Origin of the sequence: Antrihabitans stalagmiti (assembly GCF_016482825.1) — a bacterium.
GTDB lineage: Bacteria > Actinomycetota > Actinomycetes > Mycobacteriales > Mycobacteriaceae > Antrihabitans > Antrihabitans stalagmiti.
In genome coordinates this window covers 119,654-143,267 of the sequence record NZ_JAEMNV010000010.1, presented here as the reverse complement: position 1 = coordinate 143,267, position 23,614 = coordinate 119,654, and the positions used below count along the sequence as shown (strand labels likewise).

Genomic DNA, 23,614 nt, shown 5'->3' with positions numbered 1-23,614 from the left:
TGGTGAAGAAAGGCGATCAGGTAGTCGGAACGGGCAGCAGTCGGTCGGACCGAAAACGTGCTGCGATCGTGGCCGCCGCGCGCGAGGTATTTTTGCGGCACGGCTATGCGGGCGCAACGATGGACGACGTCGCAGAGCTGGCCGGAGCGTCCAAAGTGACGGTATACAAACACTTTTCGGACAAGCCGAGCCTGTTCACCGCTGTCTTCACCACGGCGATAGACGACGTCGCCGCGGCCTCGCGGCCCCTCGTCGACAGCCTCGGTGACAGCACCGACATCGAAGGCGACCTGCGCCGCTTCGCGCGCGATCATGTCGTGTCCGTCACCGCGCCGGACCTCGTCCGGATGCGGCGCATGATCATCGCCGAGGCCGAGCGCTTTCCCGATGTCGCGGCTGCGTGGCATCGTGCCGGGCCCGAACGTGGGCATCGGAGCCTCGCCGAACAGATCCGCAAACTCACCGCCCGCGGGCTGCTGAGAGCGACCGACCCCATGCTCGCGGCCCAGAACCTCAACTACCTGATTCTTTCGGTTCCGTTGAACGAGGCCATGTTCGTCGTCGGAGTCGATCCGCCGAGCATTCGACGGCTGCACCGCTACGCCGATGAGGCGGTTCGACTGTTCATCGCCGCCTATGGAGTTGCCGCCTGTGGAGTTCCGGACGCCGATCCTGCGTGAGCGGGGTGCCTACCTAGGATGTCGATATGACCGAACAGGCGTCCGCGCCCGACGCATCCGACACCACAACCCCTGCACCGACCACGCTGTGGGTCGAGCGCACCGGCACCAGACGCTATACCGGTAAGAGCTCGCGCGGCGCTGAAGTACTCGTCGGCTCCGAGTCGGTCGACGGTGTCTTCACACCCGGCGAACTGATGAAGATCGCGCTTGCCGCGTGCAGCGGGATGAGTTCGGACTTGCCCCTGTCACGTCGCCTCGGCGATTCCTACGATGCGAAGGTTCGGGTCTCGGGTGCCGCCGACCGTGAGAACGAGACGTATCCGCAGCTCGACGAGGTGCTCGAGCTGGACCTCAGCGAGCTCGACGAAGCCGCGCGGCAGCGGCTGCTCACGACCGTGGAACGTGCGATCGACCGAGTCTGCACGGTCGGACGAACCCTCAAAGCCGGCGCGAAGGTAACGCTGACCTTCGATATCGACGAGTGATGCTCTGACGATGAGTGACGCAGTTACGGGGGAGCACGTTCGGCTGACCGCCTGGGTCCACGGGCACGTCCAAGGCGTCGGATTCCGATGGTGGACGCGCTCACGTGCGTTGGAGCTCGGATTGGTCGGACACGCAACCAACACGAGAGACGGTCGTGTTCTCGTGGTCGCCGAGGGCCCACGCGAACAGTGTGAAAAGCTTCTTGCGCTTTCGAGGTCCGGCCATACACCCGGCACGGTCGATCTCGTTGTGGAAAGCTGGGACCCCGCGAAGGGTGACATGTCCGGATTCGAGGAGCGCTAGTTGGGTCAGCACAGCAACGACGACGACGATCGCGAACGTACGGGCGGTACACCGAACACCCCACCGCCGTTGCGTCCGAATCAGGGTCCGACAACCCCGCCGCCGTTGCGTCCCAATCAAGGTTCGGTCCCGCCGCCGTTACGGCCGAACCAGCCTTCGGCAAGCCCGCCGCCGTTGCGTCCCAACCAGGGTTCGGTCCCGCCGCCGCTGCGGCCGAACCAAGGATCGGTCCCGCCACCGCCGCCACCACCACCCGCACCCGAGCCACGCGCACCGGAACCGCCAGCGGCAGAACCCGACCGGCCGGCCGCGGCGTCGAGTGCGCCGCCACCGTTTGAACCACCGCCATGGGAACCCCCGCCACCGGGGTGGCAGCCGCCGGTATTGGAGCCCGAACGGCAGGGTGGCAGCATTCGCCGCCAGGACGCCGGATCGACACGCCCGCGGCCGCAGACCGTCGCGGACGCACGGGCACGAGACAAAGCGCGGCAACGGCAGGCCGAACTCGATCGCCAAGCGGCCGAGCATTCCGACAAGAAGCGCAAGACCAGGCGTCGTCTCATCGGTGCAGGAGCGGTCGTCGGCGTGGTCGGAGCGGTCGCGCTCGGCTACTACGCGCTGCGGTCCGACGACGTTCGCGCCGACTGTGTCGCCATCGAGGATGGTCAGGAGATCATCGTCGACGACCAGTTCTGCGACGGAACGCCGAACTCCAGCGGTGTCTTCATCTATGCGGGCAGCGGTAAGCAGTATCGCTACTACTACGGCGGTTCCGGCTCGAAGGGCGACCGGATCTCCGGCGGCACAACAGTCAAACCCAAAGGTGCCAACATCACGACCAGCTCGGGTAAGACCGTGCAGCGTGGTGGACTCGGTAGCAAATTCAGCAGCAGCAGTGGGTCGTAGCTGATGCGCCGAGTTCGGAGCAATCCACGGCCCGGTTGGCAGCAGATCGTCGAGTCGCAAGGTCTTGTCTACGGCTCGCCTGCGCGCGACGCCGAAGGCTACGCGCGGCCGTACTGGGACGAGTCGGTGCACTACGAGTTCGAGATGGACGAGATCCTCGCCCTCGAAGCCGACGTCGAGCTGCTGCATTCGATGTGTCTGCACGCCGTCGAGCACGTCGTCCTCACCGAGCGGTATCGCGATTTCGGTCTGCCCGAATGGAGTTGGGGGCCGATCGCGGAATCGTGGAAACGGTCCGACCCACACGTCTACGGGCGTTTCGATCTGCGGTACGACGGTCGGAGACCGGCAAAGCTGTTGGAGTACAACGCCGATACGCCGACGACGTTGCTCGAGGCCGGAATTCTGCAGTGGCACTGGCTGACCGACCTCTACGAAGGCGACGACCAGTGGAACTCGTTGCACGAGAAGCTCGTCGAGCGCTGGACCGAACTGAAGGACGTGCTTCCTGCCACGCAGTTGCACTTTGCCTGGTCCTCGGCGGACGAGTCGGGCGAAGACAACGTCACCACCGCCTACATGCAGGAAACGGCGGCCGAAGCCGGCTTCGATACAGTCGCGCTCGCGATCGAGGACGTCGGCTACGACATCGAACTGAACCGATTCGTCGATCTCGAAGAGGCACCCGTCGCCTCGATCTTCAAGTTGTATCCGTGGGAGTGGGTCCTCGACGACGAGTTCGGCAAGCGCGTCGTCGCGAGTCTGCCCGCCACCATGTGGATCGAGCCGCTCTGGAAGACGTTGCTCAGCAACAAGGCGATCCTCGCCGTCCTGTGGGAGATGTACCCCGGACATCCGAATCTGTTGCCCGCGTACCTGGATCAGCCGAACGAGCTGACCGAATTCGTGCGGAAACCGAAGCTCGGCCGTGAAGGCGCGAACATCACGATCGTCGGCGCCGGCATGGAAACCGCGACCGGTGGCATCTACGGCGAAGAGGGCTTCGTCTACCAATTGCTGGACCCGCTACCGGAATTCGACGACATGCGCCCCGCGCTCGGGGCCTGGATCGTCGGCGACGATTCGGCCGGGCTCGGGATCCGCGAAACCTCGGGCCTCGTCACCGACGACGGCGCCGCCTTCGTACCGCACCGCATACCTGCCAAAGACTGAACGTCGCACACTCGAAAGTAAACGGAGACAACGTAATGACATCGGTATCGCTGCTAGCTTCGTCCACCTCACCCGTGACCACCATGGCGCTCGAATCGGGATACTGGGGTTCGCTCGGGCGAGGCGTCGGGGCGATCGTCTGCTACGCGATCGTCGGACTCGTCCTGATGATCGTCGGCTTCTACGCGATCGATCTGACCACACCTGGCAAACTGCGTGATTTTGTCACCGCGGGCATGCCGAACGCGATCATCGTGCTCGCATCGGGGATGGTGAGTATGGCTCTCATCGTCGTCCTTGCGATCTTCGCGTCCTCCGGCAAGCTCAGCGAAGGGCTTATCGCCTCTCTTGTTTTCGGCCTGGTCGGCATCGTCGCGCAGGTCGTCTCGGTGCGCGCGATCGAGCTTGTGTCCGGAGTCGACATCGGTGCCGTCATTCGGTCGGAAACCTACACGCCCGAGGTGCTCATCGTCGCGGCTGCCCACTTCGGTCTCGGTCTCGTCGTAGCCTTCGCGATTTTGTAGCCGACGTCCGGCCGAGATCAGCGGGCGGAGATCAGAAGTCGGTCTGCACGACCGAATCGAGCTTCTTCGTGTGCAGAGCCTTCGTCACGTTCTTGGACCAGGCGTCGACCCTCGTGACGACGACGGGGGATTCGCTGAGTTCACGCGCTCGCTCGATCTCCTGCTCTGCCGCCTCGAGGTGCCGGTAGGCGATGTCGGTGGACGTTGCGATCGCCTCGGACCACATCTGCTTGTCGATCGCTGAAAGATCGCGCCCTGCCGGTGTTTTCGCCGCCGCGTCGAGTGCGATGACAACCGGCAGTGTGTAGTTGCCGAGGTCGATGTCGAACTGCGCACTCTTCGAACGGTCCTTCTCTGCGCCTTCCAGCCACGCTGCCAGGTCTTCGACATCGTCGACCACCTGGAATGCGATGCCGATCTCGCGGATCGCGAGCAGCAGGTGCGCGTGACCGTCGTAGCGTCCCGCTTCTGCGGCTCCGATGAGGAAGGCCAGCTCCAACATTGCCGAGGTCTTGCCGCGGCAGATCGTGTAGTACTGCTCCGCGGTTTTGTCGAGGCGCCCGCGGAATCTGAGCTCGGATTCCTGCGCGGTGTTCACGCGGTCGTAGGCCTCGACGAAACTTGTCGTCATCGGTGCCGAACCCGATGCCGCGATGAAGATTCCGCGCGTCGAGATCAGGTTGCCGATGAGCAGCGCTTCGTCAGGGCCGAAAGAATTTGTCAGCGTAGGTAGATTGCGCCGCAGTACTGCCTTGTCGATGATGTCGTCGTGCACCAGCGTCGCTGTGTGCAGCATCTCGAGTGCCTTGCAATGATCGAGCAACGTCGAAGTATGTGTTCCCGCAACGTGATGCGCCAAGCGCGATCGAAAGTAGCGGCCCTTGTACAGACTGGCCGAGTGTTCGGCCAACCCGAATCGTCCGAGGATCTCGTCGTATTCGCGTTTCAGTTCTATCGCCAACTCGTGCTGGAACTCGGAGAAGGCGTCGGCGTCCCCGCCGGCGTAGGTTCGCGACATTGTCAGGCCGTGCCGACCTGGGTCGTGCCGACATCGGCCGCGCTGCGGGTGGACTCGGAGGTTCGGCAAACGAGTACGACTGCCATGGCTTCAACCCCCTCGTGTTAATCGATCCCGCTCGCTGCGAACGGGTCCGGCGTCGATATGGACAGGTAAGAATGTCAACGGCGCAGTGCTAGGTCAAGACGAGATCGTAATGGGCAACAAAGACCGATATCGGCGAACTGCTTCATGATCAACTCACGACGTCGATTCGAGTATGTCCAGTTCAGAGGGTAGCTGCCTCGGAACGTGTTTGCCGCGCAAGAGCGCAGTGGCCGTGGTGATGCTGCGCTGGAGACGCCTCTGCGGTGTGCATGATCACACGCCGGTGGCGGACGCAGGGTGCTCGTACGGGCCGGAAGATCGTGCGGGCTGCAAACCGTCTGGTACGGCACCCGGTAATCTGGGCCGACTATGTCAACCCCCGTCGCTCGATCAGCCGCATGCATCTGAAGAGTCTCACGCTGAAGGGTTTCAAATCCTTCGCGTCCGCGACGACGTTGCGGTTCGAACCAGGAATCACGTGTGTCGTGGGTCCCAATGGTTCGGGGAAGTCGAACGTGGTCGATGCGCTCACCTGGGTGATGGGCGAGCAGGGCGCGAAAGCACTGCGTGGCGGCAAGATGGAAGACGTCATTTTCGCCGGTACCTCCGGCCGTGCCCCGCTGGGACGTGCCGAGGTCACCCTGACGATCGACAACTCCGACGGTGCGCTGCCCATCGAGTACTCCGAGGTGTCGATCACCCGGCGGATGTTCCGCGACGGCGCGGGGGAGTACGAGATCAACGGCACCGCGTGCCGGTTGATGGACGTACAGGAACTGCTCAGCGACTCCGGTATCGGCCGTGAGATGCACGTGATCGTCGGCCAGGGTCAGCTCGCTGCCATCTTGGAGTCGCGGCCGGAGGACCGGCGGGCGTTCATCGAAGAAGCCGCTGGGGTGCTCAAGCACCGCAAGCGCAAGGAAAAGGCGGTCCGCAAGCTCGATTCGATGCAGGCGAATCTCGCCCGCCTCACCGACCTCACCTCCGAGCTACGTCGCCAGCTCAAACCGCTCGGCAGGCAGGCCGAGGTGGCAAGGCGAGCGCAAACCGTGCAAGCGGATCTGCGTGACGCCCGCCTGCGGTTGGCCGCCGACGACCTCGTCACGCGCCGCATCGAACTCGCCGGACAGCGGAGTCACGAAACGATGATCCGCGAGGAGCAGGACGCCGTCGCGGCCGAATTGGAGTCGGCAACCGCACAGCAGGCGGATCAGGAACTCGCCGTGGCGCGGTTGACCCCGAGTGCGGAAGCGGCCGGCCAGACCTGGTTTCAGCTGAGCGCGCTCGCGGAACGGGTCAGTGCGACGGTTCGGATCGCGAAGGAGCGGGCGCGGCATCTCGAGGCCGAACAGTCCTCCGGGCGCGGCCGTGAACCCGAACAGCTCGAAGCCGAAGCTGACCGGGTCGCTGCCGAGGAAGAGGAGTTGCTCGCGGTTGTCGAAATCGCCACCGACCGTCTGCTCGACGCCAAGGAGCAACTCGGCGAGCGGGAACGAGCGGCGACAGCGGCCGAACACGCGCACCTCGCAGCTGTTCGCGCCATCGCAGACCGACGCGAGGGTCTGGCGCGACTGTCCGGCCAGGTCGACACCCTGCGGATGCGAGCGCAATCGGTCGACGCCGAAGTCGCCCGCCTGTCCGGTGCGATAGAGGAAGCGCGACGCCGCGGTGACGCCGCACAGGCCGAATTCGACGAAGTGCAGGCGCAGATGGGCGATCTGGACTCCGGAGAACAGGGACTCGACGCTCAGCACGAACACGCCGTCGAAGCGCTTGCACACGCGGACCGACGAGTCACCGAACTTCGTGACCGGGAACGAGCAGCAGGCAAAGACGTCGCGTCGTTGACCGCCAGGATCGAAGCGCTGTCGATGGGCTTCGGTCGCAAGGACGGCGCGGCCTGGCTGCTCGCTCGCAACGACGCCGGGCTGCTCGGCCCGTTGGCCGGTTTGATCAGCATCCACGCCGGCTACGAAGTCGCTGTCGCGGCAGCGATGGGTCCGGCAGCGGACGCGGTTGCAGTCGACACCGACCGCGCAGCCACCGCAGCCGTCGCAGCGCTCAAGCACGGAGACGGCGGCCGAGCAGCGCTCGTTTTCGGCAACGGTGCCGCGCCTGCCTTGCCGTCGGTGCAGCTCCCGACCGGTATTCGTTGGGCTATCGAGGTCGTGACCTGCCCGGACTCCTTGCGGGGCGGGCTCGCCGCGATGTTGCACGGCGTCGTCGTCGCTACTCACCTCGACGATGCAGTCGGTTTCGTCGGTAGGCAACCATCCCTGCGGGCGGTCACAGTCGACGGCGATCTCGTCGGCTCGGGCTGGATCACCGGCGGTTCGGATCGTCCGCCGAGTCAGCTGGAGATTCAGGCCACGATCGATTCGGCGAAGGCCGACCTGCGGACCGCCGAACGCCTTGCCGAGGAACTCGGCGCAGCGCTGTCCGGTGCACTCGACGAACAACGTGATCGCCGCGAGGCCGCCGAAGTTGCACTGAGCGCGCTGCACGAATCCGACCGCGCGATGGCGGCCGTTTACGAGCAACTCGGCAGGCTCGGGCAGGTTGCGCGACTCGCGCATGCCGAGTCCGTCCGGTTGACCCAACAGCGGTCCGCCGCTGAGGCCGGTCGCGAAGAGTCCATGAATTCGCTTGCGGAACTGGAAGATCGGCTCCGCAACGCCGAGCAGGAGCATTCCGAAATCGACGCCGACGGGACGGGCGCGGCGGGTGCGGAAACAGCGGGGCGCGAACGTGCGGACGCCGCGGAGGCACTTGCGGAGGCGCGAGCAGCCGAGATCGAGGCGAGGCTCGCGGTGCGAACTGCCGAGGAACGAGCCGAATCTCTACGGGGCAAAGCGGATTCGTTGCGTCGCGCTGCCCGAGCGGAACGTGATGCGCGTGCCCGCGCCGAGCGCGCTCAACGGGCGCGACAACACGCAGCTGCGGTCGCGGGTGCCGTCGCAGCGTCGGGTCAGCGCGTCGCCGAGCACCTGGAAGAGGTTGTCGCCGAAGCAGTTTCGCACCGTGACGACCTCGTGCGGGAACGGGCCGAGCAGAACGAGTTGCTGGAGAAGACCAAGGAGCGAGTGCGGGTGCTCAGCGGCAAATTCGCCGCGCTCACCGATGCGGTCCACCGCGACGAGGTCGCTCGCGCGCAGGCGGCGCTGCGTATCGAGCAGTTGGAAGAAGGCATCGCCGAACAGTTCGGCATCGGTCTCGACGACCTCGTCGCCGAGTACGGACCCGACGTTCCGCTACCACCGACCGCACTCGAGCTTGCCGAATACGAGCAGGCGAAGGAACGTGGCGAGCAGGTGGTCGCGCCGGCGCCGATGGCCTACGACCGAGCGACCCAGGAGCGTCGTGCCAAGTCCGCGCAGAAGGACCTGACGACACTAGGCAAGGTCAATCCGCTTGCGCTGGAGGAGTTTGCGGCGCTGGAGGAGCGCTACACCTTCCTCTCCACGCAGCTGGAGGACGTGAAGAACGCGCGCAAGGATCTGCTCGACGTGGTCGCCGAGGTCGACGAGCGGATCCTGCAGGTGTTCGCCGAGGCCTACGCCGACGTGGAGCGCGAGTTCGTGCAGGTCTTCGAAACGCTCTTCCCCGGCGGTGAGGGCAGACTGCTGCTGACCGATCCCTCGGACATGCTCACGACAGGTATCGAGGTCGAGGCACGGCCGCCCGGCAAGAAGGTGAAACGGCTGTCGCTGCTGTCGGGTGGCGAGAAGTCACTCACCGCGGTTGCGTTGCTGGTGGCCATCTTCCGCGCCCGACCCTCGCCCTTCTACGTCATGGACGAGGTCGAAGCAGCTCTCGACGACACCAACCTGCGTCGCCTGATCGCGCTCTTCGAACAGCTTCGGGAGAAGTCCCAGCTGATCGTCATCACCCACCAGAAGCCGACCATGGAAGTTGCCGACGCCCTCTACGGCGTCAGCATGCGCGGCGACGGCATCACGACGGTGATCTCGCAAAGGATGCGTGGCCAGAATGTGCGAGTGGCAGCCGGTGCCACTACCACCGAAGACACGGCCGACGCCTGACCCGTTCGATCAGGACAGGCCGGCCAGATCGTCGGGTACGTCGACGGCGTGTGCACGCAACGCTTCGAGCGGAACGATGTCGAGCGCGCGTTCGTGCGTCGCGGCGAGCACGACCGGTGCTGCGACGCCGTCGAGGAAGGCCTGCATCCACCGCGCGGCGACAACACACCACCGATCGCCGGGTACGAGTCCTGGGAAGTTGTACTCGGGTCGCGGGCTGGACAGGTCGTTGCCGACCGCAGCTTGATGCTCGAGGAATTCAGCGGTGACCACGGTGCAGACGGTGTGGCTGCCCGCATCCTCCGGGCCCGTGCTGCAGCAGCCGTCGCGGAAGAAGCCGGTGACAGGATCCGTCCCGCATTCCTGCAGGCGGTCGCCTAGAACGTTGCGTTCGATCACCGGGCAATCGTCGCACCCCGGGGTGAGGTGTGCACGGGGTGAGGTGTGCACGGGGTGAGGTGTGCACGGGGTGAGGTGTGCACGGGGTGACGGTTAACGGCCAGATGGTTCCTCTGACAGGATGGCCGGGTGACTGCCGAAGCTTGGATCCTCATCGCGGCTGCGGCCGCAATCCTTCTGATCGCCCTCGTCGTCGGCTTCGTCCTGTACCGACGCAGGCAGATCTCGTTGACGGCGACGAAAGCGCCGACCGCGGTCGAAGATCGCTCGGGCGGCTACAAGGCAGGTGGTGGCTTCAGCTTCAGCCAGGGCGGTACGGCGACAGCTCCGAGGCAACCGGTCGGTGAGCGCACCGATGTCGACGGTCAGCCCGGTGTCGGGGACGACGCCGCTGTCCCGCGCGACGCTCCCAAACGTGGAATCACCGAAATTCGGCTGCCTGATCCTGTTGTGGACGAAGCGACTCCTGTCGCCGAGAAGTCCGCACCGGCGGTCGACAAGCCCGCACCGGTTGCTTCGGAGCCGGCTGTTTCGGAGCCGGTGGTCGAGGATCGAGCGGTCGAGGAGCCGCTGGTCGAGGAGCCGAAGCTACCGACCGCACCCGCGACGCCGCAGAGCCTGGACACCGCACCGACCATCGACGAGATCGCCCCGACGGAAGGTCGACTTGATCGGCTGCGTGGGCGACTGTCGCGATCGCAGTCGGCGGTCGGTAAAAGCCTGCTCGGCCTGCTGGGCGGCGGTGACCTCGACGAGGACTCGTGGGAAGAAGTCGAGGACACGCTGCTGATAGCCGATCTCGGCTCTGCCGTCACGACCACCGTCGTCGCTGCACTGCGGGAGCGGATGGCTACCCGCAACGTTCGGACCGAAGCCGAGGTCAGAGCGCTGCTTCGCGAAGTGCTCATCGAAGCGCTGCACCCGGAACTCGATCGGTCGATCCGGGCTTTGCCGCACGACGACCATCCGTCGATCCTGCTCGTTGTCGGTGTCAACGGCACCGGAAAGACGACGACGACCGGCAAGCTTGCTCGCGTCCTCGTCGCCGACGGTCGGCGGGTGCTGCTCGGCGCCGCTGACACGTTCCGCGCGGCCGCAGCCGACCAGCTGCAAACGTGGGGTGAGCGCGTCGGCGCCGATACCGTTCGCGGCAAGGAACATGCGGATCCGGCGTCGGTTGCGTTCGATGCGGTGAGCAAGGGGATCGAGCTCGGCGTCGACGTCGTACTCATCGACACCGCAGGCCGCCTGCACACCAAGACCGGTCTGATGGACGAGCTCGGCAAAGTCAAGCGTGTGATCGAGAAGCGTGCGACCGTCGACGAGGTGTTGCTCGTTCTCGATGCGACGATCGGTCAGAACGGGCTGATGCAGGCTCGGGTCTTCGCGGACGTCGTTGCGATATCGGGTGTGGTGCTGACCAAACTCGACGGCACGGCAAAGGGCGGCATCGTCTTCCAGGTCCAGCACGAACTCGGTGTTCCCGTGAAGTTGGTCGGCCTCGGTGAGGGTGCCGACGACCTGGCCCCGTTCGAGCCTGCCGCTTTCGTGGATGCCCTGCTCGGCTAGGCCGAAACCCTCCCGACGCGGCCGCTGCACCTGCGGAAGATGCTGGCGCAGCGGTTGTAGCGTGGCGTAAAGTCCGGTGCCCCGACGGCGATGACATGCCAGGCGGGTGCGGATCGTCGCGTACACGATGTCGTGGAACGAGGTGAACGATGGCGAGACTGACCCACGCCGAATTCGCCGCGAACGTCCTCGCCGCATCAGCGTCGCCGAAACGTATCGGCAAGGTCATCTCGCACATCCTCGGCGATCGAATCGACATCGGACCACTGCGGGTCGGGCCGGGGGGAGTCGGCTCTGCGACCGCGATCGGCGTGCCTGGTCTGGTCGAGGCGTATCGCTGCAACGACCTGGAATGGGACATCGCGATCGCGGTTCCCGTGCACCTCAGTGTGCGGGTGAACCTGGCCGGCGCGATCGCGCGCTACACGATCGCCGTCAGGGTGCAGACGCGAATCCGTTTGGTGCCGGAGGAGCCGTGCACCGTCGTCGTCGACATCGAACAGGTGCACCGCGACAACATTGCAGCCAGAGTGAATCCTCGCGGCATGCCGTCTCGACTGGTCGGGAAGGTCGGCAACATCGATGTCGTTGTCGCCGACCACGTTCTGGCCTACATCAACGAACTCTTCGCCAGTCCGCCGATCGTCGCACTACGGCGCATCGATGTCGCACAGATGATGGAACGCGCATGGGACGCCGGACTTGTCGTCGACATGTCGGTGTCGAGGAGTTTGTTGGAGCCGGCTCGGCGGATTGCCCACACTTCGACCCACTCGACTGGTTAGCTCGGACCTGCACGTGCCGTTTCGACGTGAAACTCGTCGAACACAACTCGTCACAACCAAAGGGGAGAGATATATGGGTCGCCTTCATGTAATGCGGAAGCTGACCGGCGTTGTCGCCACCGCCGCCGCCGCAGCACTCGTTTTCGCAGGACCAGCAAGTAGCGCGCCGACAGTCGGTGAGGACATCGACTGGAACGCCGCCGCACTCCAGCTGCGTGACATCGCGCGCGAATCCGGCAACGCAGACGCGTTGGCAGCGATGAATCGTCTCGTCGAAGCGCCGAAGCAGTTCGCGCCGCAGGACTTTGCCCGCCAGGATGCCGCGCTGCCCGCGCAGCCGTTCCAGATTCCGGCGTTCTCGGACACCGGACGTATGGATCCCGCGTCGGGTCAGCTCTACGGGTCCGGCATCGCTCTCGGTGTCGATGGTTTCCGGTTCGGATTCTTCGGCGGACCCGGCACCATCTCGCCGAACCAGGGCGGGGCAAAGCTGGAGGTCATCTGGCTGAACCTGCTCAGCGGTCGTAGCGGTACCGAGGTGCTCAACGAACACCTCGACGTTCCCGTCGACACGACGATCAGGACGCGCGCCCTCAATCCCGGTGGCGGACCGATCGTCGCGGCCGTCTACGGATCGCTGTGGCATCGCTGGTCGGTACCCGTCAGCGACCAGTACCCCGACGGCTTCAAGTACGTGAAGAGCACCATTTTCTGGCCGTCGATGGGGTCGGTACTCGGCTGATCGCCACCCTCGATATCACCTGCTCAGAGAGTTGAGAAATTGCTCGAGCGCCGGGTTGACCTGGTCGGCGTGGGTCATGTTGGACGCGTGTCCGCCGCCCTCGACGACCACCAACTCGGCGTTCGGCAGTTCGGCCGCGTACTGCTGCGCGATCGATAGCTCTATCGAGGCATCGTTGGAGCCGTGGACGACTAGGGTCGGCGCGGTGATTTCGGCCAATCGTGGTGTGACGTCGTTCTCGCGGTTCACGAGCGTCGTATACGTCTGTCGCACGGTCGTGGTGTCGAGGTCGCGCCACTTCTGTTGCCAGGCAGGCGTGTCCGCGAAGCCGGGTCCGATGATGATTGCTGCGACTATGTCCGCGAGCTGGTCGGTCATGCCGACGGCAATCCATCCGTCGAGCAACTGGTTGTACGCGGCGACCTTCTCCGGATGCTCAACACCGGGTTGGCTGTCCATCAGAACGAGTGCGCGGACCCGTTCGGGTGCGGTCAGCGCTGCCCGCAGCGACAGAAAACCACCCTGCGACATACCTGCCAGAACGGCGCTTTCGATGCCGAGATGATCGAGCAGTCCGAACAGATCGGCCGCGCTGTCCCAATAGGTGAACGCCGCCGACGACGTCTCGGTCCGGCCGTGGCCACGTTCGTCCCAGCGAATGCAGCGCCAGTTGCCGGAGAGTGCCGCAACCTGCGCATCGAACATCGTGTGGTCCATGAGGAACCCGTGGGAGAAGATGATCGGATCCCCGGAACCGGAATCGGTGTAGTAGAGCCGCTGACCATTGACTTCGGCGTAGGGCATTTGCGGTTACTCCTTCGATCGGCGACGCTGCCGCCGCCGACCATACGCCTGTCATCGACTAGCGTTTCTGCTTGTGAGCGAAACCGTGTCAGGACCGCTTTCCGGTGTCCGTGTGATCGAGATGGGCCAGCTGATAGCGGGTCCGTTCGTGGGAAGTCGGCTCGCCGATTTCGGTGCCGAAGTTCTCAAGGTAGAGCCGCCGGGCAAGGGCGATCCCATGCGAAATTGGGGGCGCTCGTTCGAGGGCAACAGTCTGTGGTGGTCGGTGATCGGCCGCAACAAGAAGTCGATCGGCATCGATCTCGCGACCGACGAGGGACGCGACCTCGTCCGCGGACTTGTTGCGGAGGCGGACGCCGTCGTCGAAAATTTTCGGCCCGGAACGCTGGAGAAGTGGGGCCTCGGCCCGACAGAGCTGCACGAGATCAACCCGAAGCTCGTGATCGTCCGTATCTCGGGTTTCGGCCAGACCGGTCCATACGCGACCCGGCCGGGTTTCGCGAGCGTCGGCGAAGCGATGGGCGGACTGCGCTACATCAACGGGTTCCCCGGTCAGGTGCCACCGCGTAGCGGTATCTCGCTCGGTGACACGCTCGCCGCACTGTTCGCTCTCGAAGGTCTGCTGATGGCGTTGTACTGGCGTGATGCGAAAGGTGGCACCGGCCAGGTCGTCGACGCGTCGATATTGGAAAGCTGTTTCGCGATGCTGGAGTCGACGCTGCCGGAGTACGACAAGCTCGGCATCGTCCGCGAGCCGATGGGCACAGGGCTGAAGAGTCTCGCACCCTCGAACGTCTATCCGACGAAAGAGGGTCGCAGCCTCATCATCGCCGCGAACGCGGATCCGCTCTTTCGCCGCCTCACCCAGGCGATGGGGTCGCCGGAACTCGCCGACGATCCGCGCTTCTCGACCCACGTCGCACGTGGCCAGAACTCCGACGAGCTGGACGCCCTCATCGCTGGGTGGTCGGCCACCTTGGATTTCGGCGACCTCACCGCCGTCCTCGACGCACACTCGGTCGTCTGGGGACCGATCAATTCGATCGCCGACGTGGTCGCCGATCCCCAGGTCGAGGCGCGGGAGATGATCGTCCGGCAGCAGGATCCGAGGTTCGGCGACCTCGCCGTGCCGGGTGTCGTGCCGAAACTGTCACAGACGCCCGGCGCGATCGCGTGGCTCGGCAGGCAGACGCCGGGCGCTGACAACACGGCCGTCTACACCGAGGTGCTCGGACTTTCCGCCGAACGGCAGCAGGAGCTTGCCGACAAGAACATCATCTGATCATGTCGGTACTACGTGTGTGCGAAGTCGGTCCGCGCGACGGCCTGCAGAACCAGACCCGGCATTTCTCGGTCGACGAACGCATCGAGTTGATCGATCGCCTGACCGGAACGGCCCCTGCCGCGGTCGAAGCGGTGAGCTTCGTCAACGATCGCAGGGTGCCGCGGATGGCAGGTGCGGAAGAGATCCTCGATCGGATCGCCAGACCCTCCGGCGTCGATATCGCTGCACTTGTACTGAACGGTCGCGGCGTGACCCGTGCGCTCGAGTGCGAACTCGACGAGATTCGGTTCGCGGTCTCGGCGACCGACTCGTTCAATCTGCGCAACGTCAACGCACCCGTTTCCGCAACGGTCGACGACTTTCGCGCCAGCGCACGCGCGATTCGTGATCGCGACATCCGCCTCACCGCGATCATCGCGGTTGCCTTCGGTTGCCCGTTTTCGGGTGTGGTGGCTGCCGATGCGGTGATCGAGCTTGCCGGTGAGCTCGCGGCGGCGGGGGCCGAGGAGATCCTGCTCGCCGACACGATCGGGTGCGGCGTGCCGAGCCAGGTTTCGGTCCTCCTTGCCGGTGTCGCACAGGTGGCACCCGGTATTCCGCTCGGCGTGCACCTGCACAACACCCGCAACACCGGTTACGCAAACGCCGTCGCTGCGGTGTCGGCGGGCGCGACGACCTTGGATTCGTCGGTCGGTGGGCTCGGCGGGTGTCCGTTCGCTCCCAACGCCACAGGCAACATCGCGACCGAAGATCTGTGTTTCATGCTGCGCAACATGGGGATCGAAACCGGTGTGCGCTTGCCTGCGTTACTCGACGTCGTCGGTTGGCTCGGAAAGATCGTGCCGGACGAGATCACCGGCCAATTGGCTAGGGCAGGGCTGTTTCCCGAGGTGGCCGGCGAGTAGCTGACGCGGTCGAGGTGACGGATTCTCACGGGAGTACCCGCTTGCGTTTGCGCAGGAAGAAACCTCATGGCAACACAGACCCGTCATGCGTTCACGAGCGTGAAACATCCCAGCGTCATACCTGAAACACCGAGTGAGCACTCTTCTCTCCAGGTCGTCAGTCGGAATTGGCTGGGCTATGAAGGAGGAGACACAAGGTGGATGGATTCCCATTAACCGGCGCGCCCGACGCCGGCGACACAGCATGGATGTTGGCTAGCGCCGCGCTCGTGCTGCTCATGACCCCAGGGTTGGCGTTCTTCTACGGCGGCATGGTCCGCGCCAAGAGCGTCCTGAACATGATCATGATGAGCATCAGTGCCATGGGCATCGTGACGGTGCTCTGGGTGCTCTACGGCTTCTCGATCGCGTTCGGCGACGACAAGGCAAATCTGTTCGGTGACCCGACCCAGTACTTCGGTCTGAAGTCGGTATTCGGTGGCACCGACCAGGGCAACGTCCTTCCGGACGTCGACACGAGTGTGCCGCTGTTCGGCACGATTCCGCTCTCGGTGTTCGTCGCATTCCAGCTGATGTTCGCAATCATCACCGTCGCCCTGATCTCGGGCGCAGTTGCCGACCGCATGAAGTTCAGCGCTTGGCTGGTGTTTGCAGGCGTCTGGGCAACCTTCGTCTACTTCCCGGTCGCGCACTGGGTGTTCGCTTTCAACGGCTACACCGGTGAAAACGGTGGCTGGATCGCGAACAAACTGAAAGCGATCGACTTCGCAGGTGGTACCGCAGTCCACATCAACGCTGGTGCAGCGGGTCTTGTGCTCGCCCTCGTGCTCGGCAAGCGGGCAGGCTGGCCGCGTACGCCGTTCCGGCCGCACAACCTGCCGTTCGTCATGCTCGGTGCCGGTCTGCTGTGGTTCGGCTGGTACGGCTTCAACGCTGGTTCGGCTGTCGGCTCGACCGCCGCAGCGGGCAACACGTTCCTGACCACGACGATTGCCACTGCAACCGCCATGATCGCCTGGTTGGTCGTGGAGAAGATCCGTGACGGCAAGCCGACCTCGCTCGGTGCAGCCTCGGGTGTCGTTGCAGGCCTCGTCGCCATCACGCCGTCGTGCTCCTCGGTCAATGCTCTCGGTGCTATCGCAATCGGTGCAACCGCAGGTGTTCTCTGTGCACTCGCCGTCGGACTCAAGTACAAGTTCGGCTTCGACGATTCGCTCGACGTCGTCGGTGTCCACCTCGTCGGCGGCATCGTCGGCACCTTGATGGTCGGCCTGGTTGCGGCTCCCGAGTCCTACGCCGGAATCAAGGGTCTGTTCTACGGTGGCGGAATCGAGCAGCTCAAGCTGCAGGCTGTCGGCGCGGGCGCCGTTCTCGCCTACTCGCTCGTTGCGACTGCAATCATCGCTTACATCATCAAGTTCACGATCGGCCTGCGCGCGAGCGAAGAGGACGAAGCGGTGGGCCTGGATGAATCCGACCACGCAGAGACGGCATACGATTTCGCTGCAATGGGTGGAAGCTCTGCAATTGGCCACGCGACCCGCAAGGAGGTATGAGCGAAAATGAAGCTGATCACTGCAATTGTCAAACCGTTCACGCTCGAAGACGTCAAGACCGGACTCGAGCAGGCGGGCGTGCTCGGCATGACCGTGAGCGAAGTACAGGGCTACGGACGCCAGAAGGGTCACACCGAGGTTTACCGCGGTGCGGAATACTCGGTGGACTTCGTTCCCAAGGTCCGGGTGGAGGTCGTCGTCGACGACGCCGCCGTGGACAAGGTCGTCGAGGTGATCGTCGAGGCATCGCGCACCGGCAAGATCGGTGACGGCAAGGTCTGGGTCACCCCGGTCGAAGCGATCATTCGAGTTCGTACCGGTGAACGTGGCGCGGATGCGCTCTGACCCAAAAGGGTCGCGGAACAGCGGCCCCGTTCCTGCCGGGAAACCGGCGGGCGCGGGGCCGCTCGCATCTAGCGGGTCGGCGGGAGGTGGGAAGCAGGGACCCGAAGCTGCCGCCGATCTGGTCCGCGCCAGAAAGCAATTGCTCGACGGAGGCGGTACTCGCAACCGGCGGCTCGATGCGCACGCCCTGCGTCAAGCACTCGTCGATCTGCACGAATTTTGGCTTACGACAAAGGCTGCCGAGCTGGGCATCAGGTCCGACAGCGGCTTCGCCGTCGTCGCGGTCGGTGGGTTGGCTCGTCGAGAGATGTTGCCGTATTCCGACCTCGATCTGATTCTGCTGCACGACGACGTCGATCCGAAGCGGGTCTCCGAAGTCGCGGATCAGCTGTGGTACCCGCTGTGGGACGCGCATATCAAACTGGACCACAGTGTGCGAACGGTGCCGCAGGCGCTGCAGGTTGCGGGTTCGGATCTGACGGCAGCGCTCGGCATGCTGGAAGCGCGGCACATCGTCGGCGACGAGGATCTCTCCAATCTGCTGATCGGAGGGGTACGACGGGAATGGCGTACCGGGATCCGCACGCGCTTCGACGAATTGGTTGCGCAGACCCGATCGCGTTGGTCGCGTAGCGGCGAGATCGCGCACCGCGCCGAACCCGATCTCAAAAACGGTCGCGGTGGTCTTCGGGACGTGCAGTTGCTCGATGCTCTCGCGATCGCGCAACTGACGGACGCGATGCCCGGTCTCGGGCCGGAGGTGCCGGGAGGTGGCCTCGAACAGTCGCATCGACGACTGCTGGACGTCCGTACCGAACTGCATCGCGTCGCAGGACGTGCTCGCGACCAGCTGCGAGCCCAGGACGCCGACGAGATCGGTGCGGCGCTACGGATCGGTGACCGGTTCGATCTTGCTCGCACGCTGAGTGATTCGGCTCGGACAGTCAGCTATTCGGTCGATGTCGGTCTGCGCACTGCCGCCGCCGCCATACCGCGGCGCGGGTTCTCTCGGCTTCGGCGCGTACCTGTGCGCCGACCACTCGATGAGGGAGTGGTCGAGCACGGTGGTGAGGTTGTGCTTGCACGCGATGCCAGGCCGAAGAAGGATCCCGGGCTGATTCTCCGGGTGGCGGCGGCATCGGCGCAGACCGAGATGCCCATGTCGGCAACGACATTGAACCGCCTGTCCGAAGGCGCACCCGAGCTGCGTGAGCCGTGGCCGAAGGAGGCGCTCAACGATCTGCTCGTGTTGCTCGACACAGGCAAGAGCGCGGCCGCCGTGATCGAGGCGCTCGACCGCACCGGACTGTGGGGTCGGCTCCTTCCCGAGTGGGGTGCCATTCGGGACCTACCACCCCGAGATGCCGTCCATACCTGGACGGTCGACCGGCACCTCGTCGAAACCGTCGCCTACGCAAGCGGATTCACGACCAGGGTGGCGCGACCGGACATTCTCGTCCTTGCCGCGCTACTCCACGACATCGGCAAGGGGCGCGGCGGCGACCACAGTGTCGTCGGTGCCGACCTCGCAGTTCAGATCGGAAACCGGTTGGGGCTGTGGCCATCCGACGTCGCGCTGTTGAGTTCGATCGTCCGGTACCACCTGCTGCTGCCGGAAACCGCGACTCGTCGCGATCTGGAAGACCCGCTGACCGTGCAGACCGTCGTCGACGCGCTCGACGGCGACACCATGCTGTTGGAACTCCTGCACGCTCTCGCCGAAGCTGATTCTCTCGCAACAGGACCCGGCGTGTGGGGGGACTGGAAGTCGTCCTTGATCGGCGAACTCGTCCGCCGGTGCAGGTTGGTCATGGCAGGTGAGCCGTTGCCGCAGCCCGATCCCATCGATCCGGACCACATCGCGCGCGCCGCTAACGGTGGCGTTTACGTCGAACTGCAGCCCGAGGGCGGCCAGCACACCTACATCGTCACCGTCATCGCACCTGACGAGCCCGGTCTGCTTTCCGACGCCGCGGGTGTTCTCGCGATGAATTCGCTGCGTGTCCTGTCTGCCTCGGTCGGCAGTCATGCCGGGTCGGCGATCAACACCTTCGTCGTGTCACCGAAGTTCGGCACACCGCCTGCCGCGGGTCTGATCAGGCAGGAACTGATCAGGGCGATTGCGGGCGACCTCGATCTGATCGCGCTGCTGGACAAGAAGGAGAAGGACGCCATAGCGGCCGCCCCGGTACGCGTGGGCGACGAAGGTGTGCCGACGACAGCGTTCGCGCAGGCGCCGCCGAAGATCATCTGGTTCGACGCAACGGAGGACGGGGAAGTCATCGTCGAGCTGCGTGCCGAAGACCGTGTCGGGCTGCTGTGCCGGCTTGCTCGGGTACTCGAGCTTGCGGGCGCCGACGTCCGCTGGGCAAAGGTGTCGACGCTGGGTTCGGTTGTCGTCGACTCGTTCTGCCTCGCACTGAGAGACGGGGACAGCTCTGCGAACCGCGAACGGATCGAAGCAGGCATCCTGGGGGTCGTTCCCATGATCCGGCCGCCCAAGCCCGCAGAAGAACAGACCACCTGAGGCGTCGACGGTCGTCGGTGTAGTCCTCACGCACTAGGCTGGTCTCCGACGTGTACCCATAGCCCATGATCAGGAGCGCGATCGGTGTTCGAATCCCTTTCCGACCGGTTGACCGGTGCGCTGAAGGACTTGCGCGGCAAAGGCCGCCTTTCCCCAGCCGACATCGATGCGACGTGTCGTGAGATCAGGCTTGCCCTGCTCGATGCCGACGTCGCGCTGCCCGTCGTGCGCAGCTTCATCGCCAAGATCAAAGAGCGCGCCAAGGGCCACGAGGTTTCCGGCGCGCTCAACCCGGCGCAGCAGGTTGTCAAGATCGTCAACGAGGAGCTCGTCGGCATCCTCGGCGGCGAGACCCGGCGGCTGACCTTCGCGAAGACCCCTCCTACGGTCGTGATGCTTGCAGGTCTGCAGGGTTCGGGTAAGACGACCCTCGCGGGCAAGCTGGCCAAGTGGCTCAAGGATCAGGGCCACACGCCGCTTCTCGTCGCGTGCGATTTGCAGCGCCCCGGCGCAGTAAGCCAGCTGCAGATCGTCGGCGAACGCGCCGGCGCGGCTGTCTTCGCGCCGCATCCGGGAACGTCGATCGGCGGCGGCGACAATGCGCTCGGCATCACAGCGGCCGATCCTGTCGAGGTTGCCAAGGCAGGCATCGCCGAGGCGCGAAACAAGCAGTACGACGTCGTCATCGTCGATACCGCCGGTCGTCTCGGTATCGATGCCGAACTGATGAACCAGGCCATCGGCATTCGCGATGCTGTGCAGCCCGATGAGACGTTGTTCGTGCTCGACGCGATGATCGGTCAGGACGCTGTCAGCACGGCCGAGGCCTTCCGCGACGGCGTCGGATTCACGGGTGTCGTGCTCACCAAGCTCGACGGTGACGCCCGCGGTGGTGCCGCGCTGAGCGTGCGCGAGGTGACCGGTCAGCCGATCATGTTCGCGTCCACCGGCGAGAAGCTCGAAGACTTCGACGTCTTCCACCCCGACCGGATGGCGAGCCGGATTCTCGGCATGGGCGATGTGCTGACGCTGATCGAGCAGGCCGAGTCGGTCTACGACGAGCAGCAGGCGATCGATGCTGCCGAGAAGATCAGTTCGGGCCAGCTGACGCTCGAGGACTTCCTCGACCAGATGATGGCGATCCGCAAGATGGGTCCGATCGGCAATCTGCTCGCCATGATGCCTGGCGCAGGTCAGATGAAAGAGGCGTTGTCGCAGGTCGACGACAAGCAGCTCGACCGTGTTCAGGCGATTATTCGGGGCATGACGAAGGCCGAGCGCGACAATCCGAAGATCATCAACGCGTCTCGACGACTCCGGATCGCGAACGGTTCGGGTGTGAAGGTGTCCGAGGTCAACCAGCTTGTCGATCGCTTCTTCGAAGCGCGCAAGATGATGGCGTCGATGGGCCGACAGATGGGGCTACCCGGTGCGCGTCGCGGGCAATCGCAACGCGGCAAGAAGGGTAAGAAGGGCAAGGGTCGTGGTCCGACGCCCCCGAAGGTGCGGGGTGGGATGCCCGGCATGCCCGGTGGATTGCCTGCCGGTATGCCTGATCTGAGTGGTATGCCGAAGGGTCTCGACCAATTGCCACCGGGCCTGGAAGGCTTCGACCTCTCACAGTTCAAGCTGCCCAAGAAGTAGCGATGGACGGCGCGCTCCATCTGCGCGGGACCGGGCTGCCCGACGAACAGCCGGTCGAGCTGTGGGTTCACGACGGTGTCGTCTCGTTCGAGCCGGTCGCCGACGCCCACACCGTGACGAAGTCGGGCTGGATATTGCCGGGCCTCGTCGACGCGCACTGTCACGTCGGCATCAAGTACAACGGCGGGCACGAGGACACTGCCGGTGCGATCGCGCAGGCCGAGACGGAGCGCGACGTCGGAGCGCTGCTGCTGCGTGACGCAGGCTCGCCCATCGACACCCGGTTCATCGACGACATGCCCGAGCTGCCCAAGATCATCAGGGCAGGCCGTCATATCGCAACACCCAAGCGCTACATCCCCGGCCTCGCGGTCGATCTCGAAGATCCCGCTCAGCTGCCGGAAGCTGTTGCGCAACAGGCCATGTTGGGTGACGGCTGGGTGAAGTTGGTCGGCGACTGGATCGATCGCTCGGTCGGCGATCTGCGTCCGCTGTGGGACGACGACATCCTTCGCGAGTCGATTGCCGCGGCCCATCGGCACGGCGCTCGGGTGACCGCCCACGTGTTCGGTGAGGACGCCCTGCCCGGGTTGATCGCGGCCGGAATCGACTGCATCGAACACGGCACCGGACTCACCGACGAGACCATCGAGATGATGGTCGACGGTGGCGTCGCACTTGTGCCGACGCTCATCAACATCGAGACGTTCCCAGCCATTGCCGATTCCGCCTCGAAATATCCGGTGTACGCACGCCACATGCGTGATCTGCATGCCAAGGTCGCCGACACGGTCGGCCGGGCACACGATGCCGGCGTGCCGATCTATGCGGGCACCGACGCAGGCGGCTCGATCGTGCACGGCCGGATCGCCGACGAGGTCGCAGCACTCGTCAAGGTCGGGTTGTCGCCGACCGAGGCGCTCGGTGCTGCCTGCTGGGATGCGCGAACCTGGCTCGGGCGCCAGGGCATCGAGGCGGGTGCTCCTGCGGATCTGCTTGTCTACGAACATGATCCGAGAACCGGTCCCGATGTGCTTGCTGCTCCCGATGCGGTGATCCTGCGCGGTCGGCTCGTCACCGTGCGCGGCTCGATCGGGTGAGTTCACCAACTCGGCGCTGGGGTCTGCCCGCGGCGGCGCTTGTGCTCGCAGTCAACGCGGTGGGTTTCGTCGTCGCAGCTGTGCTGATCGACGAACGGACAGCCGCGACGTTCTTCGTGGCACTCACCGTGCCGACGACGGTCGCTGCACTGCTTGCGCTCGCGATCACCGCGTTCCGCGGCAACGGCCCTGTCGCCGATTTCGGATTGCCGACGAACCTGCGAGAGGCGGCCGCTCAACTGCGCGTCGGTCTCGTCTGGGGCGCCGCGTCGGTATTGGGCGGCCTGGCCATCGTCGTCGTTCTGCTTGCCGTCTCAGGGACGACCGAGGAGTCGCCACTCACCGAGATCGGGCTGCCTCGAGGCTGGAAAGTCGCTGTTGCACTCTGGGTTTGGCTCGTTGCACCGCTGGGGGAGGAGTTGATGTTCCGCGGCATGCTGTGGGGCGCGCTCGAAAAGCGATCGGTGTCGACCGGGTGGACGCGTGTGCTCGGCAGTCCGTGGGTGACGCTCGCGATCACCGCCGCGCTGTTCGCCGCCTGGCACGGCGAGTGGTGGCGCTACATCGTGCTGCTGTGGGGCGGTGTTGCCATCGGAATGGCACGGCTGCGAACCGGCAGCGTGTTCGCGTCGTGGACGGCGCATTCGATGAACAATCTGCTTCCGGCGATATCGGTACTCTTCCTGCCTGCGTAAAGTGTCGGTCGCCAGGCAAGCTCCGCGCAGGATCG

The 23,614-nt window shown here is 64.9% G+C and carries 21 protein-coding genes; 18 read left to right on the top strand and 3 right to left on the bottom strand.

All coding sequences use genetic code 11. The annotated features are described in order from the left end of the window. Positions 1–2: 2 nt before the first annotated feature. The 6 genes from JGU71_RS25310 to JGU71_RS25285 all read left to right on the top strand — a co-directional run bounded on the left by JGU71_RS25310 (position 3) and on the right by JGU71_RS25285 (position 4,075). Positions 3–680, top strand: a complete 678-nt coding sequence (locus tag JGU71_RS25310; protein WP_199707579.1) for a TetR/AcrR family transcriptional regulator — start codon at positions 3–5, stop codon at positions 678–680. A 26-nt stretch (positions 681–706) separates the two neighbouring features. Then, the gene (locus JGU71_RS25305) at positions 707–1,168 is read left to right on the top strand and encodes an OsmC family protein (RefSeq protein ID WP_199707577.1); all 462 of its coding nucleotides are present in this window, start codon (positions 707–709) and stop codon (positions 1,166–1,168) included. A gap of 10 nt (positions 1,169–1,178) precedes the next feature. Then, a complete protein-coding gene (locus JGU71_RS25300; protein ID WP_199707575.1) occupies positions 1,179–1,472 on the top strand; it encodes an acylphosphatase in 294 nt (97 codons plus the stop codon). After that, on the top strand, positions 1,473–2,378 hold the full coding sequence (locus JGU71_RS30050) for an alanine and proline-rich secreted protein Apa (protein ID WP_233530074.1): 906 nt from the start codon (positions 1,473–1,475) through the stop codon (positions 2,376–2,378). Positions 2,379–2,381: 3 nt separating this feature from the next. Continuing rightward, on the top strand, positions 2,382–3,551 hold the full coding sequence (locus tag JGU71_RS25290; RefSeq protein ID WP_199707573.1) for a glutathionylspermidine synthase family protein: 1,170 nt from the start codon (positions 2,382–2,384) through the stop codon (positions 3,549–3,551). Positions 3,552–3,625: 74 nt separating this feature from the next. Then, on the top strand, positions 3,626–4,075 hold the full coding sequence (locus tag JGU71_RS25285) for a DUF350 domain-containing protein (protein ID WP_199707679.1): 450 nt from the start codon (positions 3,626–3,628) through the stop codon (positions 4,073–4,075). Positions 4,076–4,106: 31 nt separating this feature from the next. Here the strand turns inward: JGU71_RS25285 and JGU71_RS25280 are convergent, their stop codons facing one another. Continuing rightward, positions 4,107–5,093 (bottom strand): polyprenyl synthetase family protein, encoded by a 987-nt coding sequence (locus tag JGU71_RS25280; RefSeq protein ID WP_199707571.1) that lies wholly within the window; start codon positions 5,091–5,093, stop codon positions 4,107–4,109. A 485-nt stretch (positions 5,094–5,578) separates the two neighbouring features. Here JGU71_RS25280 and smc point away from each other — a divergent pair, with 485 nt between their 5' ends. Continuing rightward, positions 5,579–9,223 carry a chromosome segregation protein SMC gene (gene smc / locus JGU71_RS25275; RefSeq protein WP_199707569.1) on the top strand — a complete coding sequence of 1,215 codons (3,645 nt, stop codon included), beginning with the start codon at positions 5,579–5,581 and terminating at the stop codon, positions 9,221–9,223. A gap of 9 nt (positions 9,224–9,232) precedes the next feature. Here smc and JGU71_RS25270 read toward each other — a convergent pair whose 3' ends face one another. Further along, positions 9,233–9,622: a DUF2237 family protein gene (locus JGU71_RS25270; protein ID WP_199707568.1), complete on the bottom strand. Its 390-nt coding sequence runs from the start codon at positions 9,620–9,622 to the stop codon at positions 9,233–9,235. A gap of 129 nt (positions 9,623–9,751) precedes the next feature. Here JGU71_RS25270 and ftsY point away from each other — a divergent pair, with 129 nt between their 5' ends. From ftsY to JGU71_RS25255, 3 genes are all read left to right on the top strand, one after another. Next, the gene (ftsY, locus tag JGU71_RS25265) at positions 9,752–11,191 is read left to right on the top strand and encodes a signal recognition particle-docking protein FtsY (RefSeq protein ID WP_199707566.1); all 1,440 of its coding nucleotides are present in this window, start codon (positions 9,752–9,754) and stop codon (positions 11,189–11,191) included. A 149-nt stretch (positions 11,192–11,340) separates the two neighbouring features. Next, positions 11,341–11,976, top strand: coding sequence for a hypothetical protein (locus JGU71_RS25260; protein ID WP_199707565.1), 636 nt, complete (start codon positions 11,341–11,343; stop codon positions 11,974–11,976). A 91-nt stretch (positions 11,977–12,067) separates the two neighbouring features. After that, positions 12,068–12,718 (top strand): hypothetical protein, encoded by a 651-nt coding sequence (locus JGU71_RS25255; protein WP_233530072.1) that lies wholly within the window; start codon positions 12,068–12,070, stop codon positions 12,716–12,718. Between the two features lie 15 nt (positions 12,719–12,733). Here JGU71_RS25255 and JGU71_RS25250 read toward each other — a convergent pair whose 3' ends face one another. Then, positions 12,734–13,522, bottom strand: a complete 789-nt coding sequence (locus JGU71_RS25250; RefSeq protein WP_199707563.1) for an alpha/beta fold hydrolase — start codon at positions 13,520–13,522, stop codon at positions 12,734–12,736. Positions 13,523–13,595: 73 nt separating this feature from the next. Here JGU71_RS25250 and JGU71_RS25245 point away from each other — a divergent pair, with 73 nt between their 5' ends. From JGU71_RS25245 to JGU71_RS30475, 8 genes are all read left to right on the top strand, one after another. Beyond that, the gene (locus JGU71_RS25245; protein WP_307829865.1) at positions 13,596–14,804 is read left to right on the top strand and encodes a CaiB/BaiF CoA transferase family protein; all 1,209 of its coding nucleotides are present in this window, start codon (positions 13,596–13,598) and stop codon (positions 14,802–14,804) included. Between the two features lie 2 nt (positions 14,805–14,806). Continuing rightward, positions 14,807–15,712 (top strand): hydroxymethylglutaryl-CoA lyase, encoded by a 906-nt coding sequence (locus tag JGU71_RS25240; RefSeq protein ID WP_199707562.1) that lies wholly within the window; start codon positions 14,807–14,809, stop codon positions 15,710–15,712. Between the two features lie 197 nt (positions 15,713–15,909). Continuing rightward, on the top strand, positions 15,910–17,268 hold the full coding sequence (locus tag JGU71_RS25235; protein ID WP_307829862.1) for an ammonium transporter: 1,359 nt from the start codon (positions 15,910–15,912) through the stop codon (positions 17,266–17,268). Between the two features lie 6 nt (positions 17,269–17,274). Further along, entirely contained in the window at positions 17,275–17,613 is a 339-nt protein-coding gene (locus JGU71_RS25230) for a P-II family nitrogen regulator (RefSeq protein WP_199707561.1), read from the top strand. Beyond that, complete coding sequence (locus JGU71_RS25225; RefSeq protein WP_199707559.1) at positions 17,603–20,140, top strand: [protein-PII] uridylyltransferase; 2,538 nt, start codon at positions 17,603–17,605, stop codon at positions 20,138–20,140. The genes JGU71_RS25230 and JGU71_RS25225 overlap by 11 nt, the downstream gene beginning before the upstream one ends. An 84-nt stretch (positions 20,141–20,224) precedes the next feature. Then, positions 20,225–21,784, top strand: coding sequence for a signal recognition particle protein (gene ffh / locus JGU71_RS25220; protein WP_199707557.1), 1,560 nt, complete (start codon positions 20,225–20,227; stop codon positions 21,782–21,784). Between the two features lie 2 nt (positions 21,785–21,786). Continuing rightward, entirely contained in the window at positions 21,787–22,884 is a 1,098-nt protein-coding gene (locus JGU71_RS25215) for an amidohydrolase family protein (protein WP_199707555.1), read from the top strand. Beyond that, a complete protein-coding gene (locus JGU71_RS30475) occupies positions 22,881–23,579 on the top strand; it encodes a CPBP family intramembrane glutamic endopeptidase (RefSeq protein WP_199707553.1) in 699 nt (232 codons plus the stop codon). Before JGU71_RS25215 ends, JGU71_RS30475 begins: the two co-directional genes overlap by 4 nt. Positions 23,580–23,614: the final 35 nt, after the last annotated feature.

Coding starts and splice junctions, on each gene's coding strand:
- JGU71_RS25305 (WP_199707577.1), top strand. CDS start 707: ATGACCGAACAGGCGTCCGCGCCCGACGCATCCGACACCACAACCCCT.
- JGU71_RS25300 (WP_199707575.1), top strand. CDS start 1,179: ATGAGTGACGCAGTTACGGGGGAGCACGTTCGGCTGACCGCCTGGGTC.
- JGU71_RS25290 (WP_199707573.1), top strand. CDS start 2,382: ATGCGCCGAGTTCGGAGCAATCCACGGCCCGGTTGGCAGCAGATCGTC.
- JGU71_RS25280 (WP_199707571.1), bottom strand. CDS start 5,093: ATGTCGCGAACCTACGCCGGCGGGGACGCCGACGCCTTCTCCGAGTTC.
- smc (WP_199707569.1), top strand. CDS start 5,579: ATGCATCTGAAGAGTCTCACGCTGAAGGGTTTCAAATCCTTCGCGTCC.
- JGU71_RS25260 (WP_199707565.1), top strand. CDS start 11,341: ATGGCGAGACTGACCCACGCCGAATTCGCCGCGAACGTCCTCGCCGCA.
- JGU71_RS25255 (WP_233530072.1), top strand. CDS start 12,068: ATGCGGAAGCTGACCGGCGTTGTCGCCACCGCCGCCGCCGCAGCACTC.
- JGU71_RS25250 (WP_199707563.1), bottom strand. CDS start 13,522: ATGCCCTACGCCGAAGTCAATGGTCAGCGGCTCTACTACACCGATTCC.
- JGU71_RS25240 (WP_199707562.1), top strand. CDS start 14,807: ATGTCGGTACTACGTGTGTGCGAAGTCGGTCCGCGCGACGGCCTGCAG.
- JGU71_RS25230 (WP_199707561.1), top strand. CDS start 17,275: ATGAAGCTGATCACTGCAATTGTCAAACCGTTCACGCTCGAAGACGTC.
- JGU71_RS25225 (WP_199707559.1), top strand. CDS start 17,603: ATGCGCTCTGACCCAAAAGGGTCGCGGAACAGCGGCCCCGTTCCTGCC.
- JGU71_RS25215 (WP_199707555.1), top strand. CDS start 21,787: ATGGACGGCGCGCTCCATCTGCGCGGGACCGGGCTGCCCGACGAACAG.